Origin of the sequence: Mesorhizobium sp. M1A.F.Ca.IN.020.06.1.1, assembly GCF_004023265.1 — a bacterium.
Classification (GTDB): Bacteria; Pseudomonadota; Alphaproteobacteria; order Rhizobiales; family Rhizobiaceae; genus Mesorhizobium.
On record NZ_RZSR01000313.1, the window covers coordinates 1 to 5,852 of the forward strand.

Here is a 5,852-nt window from a genome sequence, read left to right on the forward strand (position 1 = left end):
CGTTGTCCTGCGTCGTGACGAACTTGTTCACGATGTCGACGAGGTCCTTCTCGAACGGCATCAGATCGACTTCGCCGCTTTCAGGCGCGCGATGGTTCCAACTGGTCTTGGGACCGACCGGAGCGAGTTGCTCCGTGTTCTGCACAACGGAGGTGAGCTCCTGGTCATTGCGCCGGATCAGCCAGTCGAAGCGGCCGGAATACTGGATCGCGTCGCGCTGCGTGCCGTTGACCCCGTTGAGCACGACCCTCAGCCCAAGCTTCTCCATCTGCGCCACGACGCCCTCGGCAAGGCTTTTGTCGGTGGTGTAGTCATTGTTGACCAGCATCACGATCTCGACGTTCTTGCCGCCGGCGGTGCCCGCCGGGAAGTTCACGAAGCCGTCGCCGTCGGTATCCTTGAGACCGGCCTTGGCGAGCTCGGCCTTGGCCCCTTGGAGATCGAACGGGTAATAAACCGTCGACTTGCGGTCATAGAAGCTGGTGCCGGAGGAGAAGCCGCCGGGATAGATGGCGGTGAACGGTCCCTTGACCAGCGAGTCGCCGAGCGCCTTGCGGTCGATCGCCATGGTCACGGCCTTGCGGAAATCCTCGTTGCGGTTCAATTCGCGGATCGCTTGGCCTCGCTCGTCCGGGTTGCCCCAGCCATTGGCGGAAAAATTCATACGCAGATTGTAGCCGATGAGCCGCGGACCGAAGGCAAGCCGTGCCGGCGCGTTCTTGTCAGCCGCGCGCTTCAGCGAGGCGACGAAGTTCTCGGGCTGCTCGAGATTGGAGAAGTCGCCCGAGCCTGCGACGGCCTGGACGTCGCGATCTGCCCAGGTCGAGAGCTTGTATTGCAGCTCGTTGAGATAAGGCAGTTGGTTCCCCTTCTCGTCGACCTTCCAGTAGTAAGGATTGCGCCGCATGACGATGATGTCGTCCGGGCGGTATTCGACCGGCACCCAGGCGCCCATCACCGGCATGTTCATGTATTCCGGCGGGAAGGCGTTCTTGAACTGGTCGTAGGTGTTCTTCGAATATTTCGGATGCTGCGGCTTCAAAATGTGCGCCGGGCCGGGGCAGAAGGTGCCGTAGGCCATCGCATAGAGATATTGCCTCGGAAACGCTTCCTTGAACGTCCATTCGACGGTGTAGTCGTCGATCTTCTTGAGCATCGTGCCGACGCCGAAGGTTTCCGGCGTCGCCCCGTTGAGCGGCGACACGTTGGGGTCGACGACCTCGTCGTCCCAGTAGAACATGACGTCGTCGGCGTTGAAGGGCACGCCGTCCGACCATTTGGCGCCTTCGACGAGATGCATGGTGAGCTTGTGGCCGTCTTTCGACCACTCCCAGCTCTTGGCAAGGTTCGGCAGCGGCTCGGTGTCCTTGGCATCGACCTGGAACAGCGGCGCGGTGCGTGTCAGGCATTCGGAAAGCGCGATGTCGATGCCGCCCCAGCCTTGCGTCTGGCCGGCACCGTAGTTCCAGCCTTCCGGCCTGCCGCCGATGACATGGCGCATCGTGTCACCATAGACGCCGATGCCGTCCGGCATGTTGGCGGTCTTGAAGACCAGCGGTTCCTTGGGCAGCCTGTCCTTGAGCGGCGGCAGCTTGCCGGTCTTGACGTATTTCTGCGTCACCCAGTCCGGCTCGTGGTAGTCGGGCAGCGCCTTGAACTCCAGGATGGAGTCGCGCGCCACATAATGAATCTTGCCCTCGGCCGGGAATGTCGCCGGCTCGGGCGGGATCGTCGGTTCGGAAGCGAAAGCGGTGAGCGCCGGAATAGAAACGCCGAGCGCCAGTCCGGCGGCAATGCCAATTCTGTGTAAGTTCCTCATTGTCTCCTCCCAGATGTTTTGAACGTCTGCTGCTTGCCCGCCGCTTGATCTTTATTTTGGAGGCCGTTTTCGGCGGTCTGGCCTCCAGCAGGTCCGCCTGCCGGAAATCTCAGCCGGCCTGTTTCAGTGCCGCCTTTTCGGCGCGCAGTTCCTCGATCGAGCGGACGTTCCGCCGCGCCGCGCCCGCCCATTCGCGGGTCTTGACCTTCGACTTCGCAAGTCGCTCCTTTGCCGCCGGCACGGCGTCCGCATATTGCGGCAGCCAGGCGGCTTGGGCGACGACCATCTCGTCCACCATCTGCCAGACTTCCTCCGGCGTCGACACCGCGCCGACCAGCGGATCGTGCAGCATGGCGAGCTTCAAAAGATCGATGTCGCCGGCGATCGCAGCATGCACCGACATGCGCTGGACGTTGATCGATGACATGCAGGTGGCGGCGCATGCCTCGGGCAGCGTGATGCTGGCGGCCATGTTGATGCCGAAGCGATCGACGAAGCCGGGTGACTCGATGATGGCGTCCTGTGGCAGGTTGGTGATCACGCCGTTGTTCTTGACGTTGAAATGGCCACGGTAGACGCGGTTGGTTTCCAGCGCCTCGAGAATGTGGCTGGCATGCTCGTTGGAGCGTTTGGCCGGGTCGATCGGCTTCGACGCCGCTTCGAGGAACTGCGGATACTCGGTCTCGAACCAATTGCGGGTCTCGGTCGAGTAGCGGAGATAGCCGCCGGTCTCGCCATGGATCCAGTCCGACATGTCGATCCAGCGTGTGATCTCGTCGGGGCGCTTGCGGTACCAGGGCAGGTATTCGGACAGATGCCCATTGCTTTCGGTCGAATAGACGCCGAAGCGCTTCAGCACGTCGATGCGCAGCTTCTCCTGCTTCGAATAGACCGGATGCGCTTCGAAGGCGGCGACCAGCTCTTCCTTGCCGATCGCGCGGCCGTTCAACCTGAGCTCGATGAACCAGGTCTGGTGATTGATGCCGGAGCAGACATAGTCGAGCTCGCTGGGCGACTTCGCGCCGAGCACCTCGGCGATCTGTTCGGCGCCGTGCTGCACGCCGTGGCAGAGCCCGACCGTGTCGACCTTGCCGTATTCGATCGCGGCCCAGGTGTTCATCGCCATCGGGTTGGCGTAGTTCAGGAATTTGGCGTCGGTCTCGGCGACCTCGCGGATATCCTTGCAGAAGTCGAGGATCACCGGGATGTTGCGCTGGCCGTAAAGGATGCCGCCGGCGCAGATCGTGTCGCCGACGCATTGGTCGATGCCGTATTTCAGCGGGATGCGGATGTCGTCGGCATAGGCTTCGAGACCGCCGACGCGCACGCAGCTGATGATGTAGCGCGCGCCTTCCAGCGCCTTGCGGCGGTCGGTCGTCGCCGTCACTTTGGTCGGCAGCCCGTTTGCTTCCACGATCCGATCGAGGATCGCCTGGATCATCCCGAGATTGTGCTCGCTGATGTCGGTCAGCGCGAATTCGATGTCCTTGAATTCGGGCACGCAGAGAATGTCGGTGAACAGCTTCTTGGTGAAGCCGACGCTGCCGGCGCCAATAATAGCGATTTTGAAGCTCATCACCTTCACCTCGATCCAATCGAATGTTAGGCAAGGAGCAGCAAGGGAGGATATGGCCGCGCGCCGGCAGGCGCGCTCGCCACGTGGAGCCGGAAATCCAGCTCTTTCTCCTCCCGCCCGCTCCTCGACCGCGGGTCTTTCCCGTTCTTGAGTGAGCCGGATTATGCGCTTATTCGCCGGCGCGGCCAGAGAAGGATTATGCTTTCGAGGGTAATTTTGTGCTGCAGGATCTGATCGCCAATGGAAAGCTAATGCGCACGATCTCGCTGCCGCGCGGGCGCCAGCGCCTGCACGCCATGCCGACCAGCACCGGCTACGAGGTGCGCGAGGACGAGACTTACGACTGGGACGGGCGAAAGCGCGGCCAGACCCCGTTTACCGTGCTCCAGCATACGATCAGCGGCACCGGGCAATTGCGCTATGAAAGCCGCAGTTACCGCCTGCAGGCGAGCGATACGCTGCTGGTGCTGGTGCCGCACAACCATCGCTACTGGCTGGCCAAGGGCGACCGCTGGGAATATTTCTGGATCTCGATGAACGGCGAGGAGGCGCTCCGCGTCCACAAGTCGATCCTCAGCGTCTCAGGTCCCGTGTTCCGGCTGCAGCCGGCGACCATCGATCACCTTGCCGATTGCAGCCTGCGCCTGATCAAGGGCGCCGCCTCGCCGGGCGCGGCCTCGGCGATCGCCTATGAGGCGGCGATGGCGCTTTACGACGATGTCTTCGGCTCGCACGCCTTCGCCGAGAAGCAGAGCGCCATGCAGCCGGTCATCGATCACATCAACGCCAATCTCGACAAGCCGCTGCCGGTGGCGGAGCTGGTCGAAATCAGCGGCCTCAGCCGCGCCCATTTCTCGCGCTGCTTCGCCGAGAGCGAAGGATTGCCGCCGGCCGAATTCGTCCTGCAGCAGCGGCTGCAGCGCGCCGCCAAGTTGCTGACCAAGGCCGATTTCCTGCCGGTAAAGGAAGTCGCTGTTCTGTGCGGTTTCGACGACCCCAACTATTTTTCCAAGGTGTTTCGCCGCTGCTACGGCATCACGCCCACACAGTTCCGCACCACCGGCATGTATGCCAGCCTGGGCAATCATCGTTGACGCTGCCGTTGACTACTGCCTGCGGTGGTCGAGCGTCGTCGATGCAGTGCTGACCGGATCGGCGGCCGCGAAAGCGGCGTCGAGCTGTTCGGGCGTGCGCTGTCCGGCTCGTTTCCAGGCGACATATTGCACGATGCCGAAGCTCGGGCGCTGCGGCACGGTCTTGACCACCGGCATTCGGAATCCGTCGCGGAATTTCTCCCAGCGCGCGCCGAGCACCGCGACCATTTCCTCGATGGTCGGCGGCGTCGCCACATCGGCATAGGTGATGGTGACCTTGCCGGCGAGGCCCGCTTCGCGCGGGATCGGCACCGGGATCGAGGCGAGGTAATCCGCCGGCACGTCGATCAAGCCGCCAAAGGCCCATTGCTGGCGCAACGCATCGGCTTTCATCGGCGCGACGCTGACGTCGATGTCGTTGGGCGTGCCCGGCACGCGATAGGGGCAGCTGAAGCGGCCGCAATTCGCCTTTGCCGCGAACTGCCAGAGCGCGTAACCCTGCCAGTTGCCCATCGGGAAATGCACGTCGATGTCCGGCTTGTAGCGCGCATACCAGAGCGGCAACCGCGACAACAGCCGGTAGGTGTAACGGTTGTCGGCGATGTACTGGGCGGTCTTGCCGTTCGAGTAGAGCACCGGGAAGCGGCCGAGGCGGCGATGCACCTGGCGCACGAATTCTTCCGCATCCTCGAGCGACATCCATTGCGTGGGGTCGATGCCCTCGATGTCGAGGGCAATGAGATCGTCCGGCGCCGGCTCGGCGAAATCGATGAAATTGTTGGCTTGCTCGACCGGATTGCCGGGGCGGGCGAGGTGATAGGCGCCCCACTTCAGGCCGAGCGCCTTCGCCACCACCTTGCGTGTCTGGAAAAGCTCGCGCGTCACCGCATGGCGCTTCCACAGCGCCTTGCAGAGCTTCACCTCGGTCTCGTCGCCGAAGCAGAAATAGGGCGGCGGCAGCCCGTCGGACGCCTTGTTGATGAAGCCGACAATGCGCTTGTCGGTGGCAAGCTCAGCCCAATCGATGGAGTTGTATTCGTAGGCGTCGATCACCAGCGCGCGGTCGGCATTCTTCCACGGCTCGGAGAAATCCGAGGCCTTTGCCGCCGTGCCCAGCGCAACCGCAGCCGCGAGAAGCGCCAGGCGGCGAAGAGGGCGCGCCGGCTTTTTCAATCAGGGTGTCCCCACTGACCAGAGGACGATCCTGAACCGCTATGGTTAAGGAAGTGCTGTCAAACCGCGAGGTGTTCAGCGCCGGAACAGCGACTGAACCTCTCCGGCCGTGGACGACGAAGTCTACGCTTGCAAAATCCGCGTGTTTGACGTTTACGTAAAAAGAAGGACGCAGGCCAACCCCAAGTAT

At 62.7% G+C, this 5,852-nt stretch carries 4 protein-coding genes; 1 reads left to right on the forward strand and 3 read right to left on the reverse strand.

The annotated features are described in order from the left end of the window. Both EOA60_RS15570 and EOA60_RS15575 read right to left on the reverse strand, forming a co-directional pair. The coding region (locus EOA60_RS15570; RefSeq protein ID WP_128311575.1) for an ABC transporter substrate-binding protein at window positions 1-1,819 on the reverse strand (1,819 nt) is incomplete at its 3' end. 109 nt (window positions 1,820-1,928) lie between these two features. Further along, entirely contained in the window at window positions 1,929-3,395 is a 1,467-nt protein-coding gene (locus tag EOA60_RS15575; protein ID WP_095823818.1) for an alpha-glucosidase/alpha-galactosidase, read from the reverse strand. A gap of 251 nt (window positions 3,396-3,646) precedes the next feature. Here EOA60_RS15575 and EOA60_RS15580 point away from each other — a divergent pair, with 251 nt between their 5' ends. Next, complete coding sequence (locus EOA60_RS15580) at window positions 3,647-4,489, forward strand: AraC family transcriptional regulator (RefSeq protein ID WP_095823932.1); 843 nt, start codon at window positions 3,647-3,649, stop codon at window positions 4,487-4,489. 12 nt (window positions 4,490-4,501) lie between these two features. Here the strand turns inward: EOA60_RS15580 and EOA60_RS15585 are convergent, their stop codons facing one another. Next, a complete protein-coding gene (locus EOA60_RS15585; RefSeq protein WP_067327832.1) occupies window positions 4,502-5,662 on the reverse strand; it encodes a glycoside hydrolase family 25 protein in 1,161 nt (386 codons plus the stop codon). Window positions 5,663-5,852: the final 190 nt, after the last annotated feature.